The 1,105-nt window shown below is 48.3% G+C and carries 1 pseudogene; it reads right to left on the reverse strand.

Annotated features, from left to right (window positions below):
* Positions 1-1,105, reverse strand: a pseudogene (mam7, locus tag R7Z77_RS24060) (MCE family putative adhesion factor MAM7); the annotation flags it as partial.

Consider the following 1,105-nt stretch of genomic DNA (forward strand, 5'->3'; position numbering starts at 1 on the left):
CCGTCACCAGGAACGATAGTGAGGAAGTTTCCTCTAACTAGGTTTGCAATGTTTTCGACACCAGACAACGACACTTTCGCTTCTTCCAAAACAAAGCGAGTGCCAGTGGTAAGCATGTCACTGAAAGCAGGCTGAATTGCTGCTGACGCCAAAATGACTTCTCGTCCTTCAGAAAGGCTTAAGTCGGTGACCTGACCAATTTCAATGCCACGGTACATGATTGGTGCGCCTTCGCTGCTGACTTTATTGTCGTCAGGTAGAGCAATTTTGATCGCAATGCCTCGACCTGCTGTTTTCAAGTCTTTATATAAGCGGAACTCGGTATTTTCTTCCACTGGTTCGCCATCGTCCGGAGAGTCAACGGCGATAGCGCCACCAAGTAGGGCACTCATGCTTTCTAAGCGTACGTCAACGCCTTCAAAACCAATACTTGCGCCAATGCCGCTGACGTTCCAAAAGCGGCTGCGGTCATTGATGATGTGTCGATATTGCTCTTGGATATTAGCTTGAATAGTAATGGATTTTGCATCTTCATCCAGTTGGTAGCTGTAGACCGCACCGATAGGAATTTTCTTATAGACAATCTGAGAGCCAATCGACACGCCGCCTAAGTCTCTGCTTTTAAGCTTGATGTTCAAACCCTGTGAAACACGTAGGTCCGTTGGCGCCGAATCGAGAGCGTGGAATGTGGTCTCAAATTCTTGACCGTCCCCCGGTTGGATAGAGATGTAGTTACCAGAAACAAGCGCATCCAAGCCCGACACACCAGTTAAACTCGCGGTTGGTTTAACAAGCCAAAAACGCGTTTTATCGTTTAGTAACTTCGTTGCTTCAGGGTAGATGTCTGCATCCACGTAAATGCTGCCGAGATCTTCGGACAAATTAATGTCACGCACCATACCGACTTCCAAACCTTGGTAACGGATAGTTGTGCGTCCCGCCACCAAACCAGCAGCGTCGGAGAAGTAAATCTGTACTCGTTGCCCCGCATCATGGATGGACTTCACCACAAGCCAGCCGGCGAGCACCATCGTCAAAATTGGCAGTAGCCAAAGTGGAGATATGCCTTTGCTCCTCTTAACATCAGGCACATACGATGTTTGAG

The sequence above is a fragment of the Vibrio sp. 1401 genome (assembly GCF_033340295.1).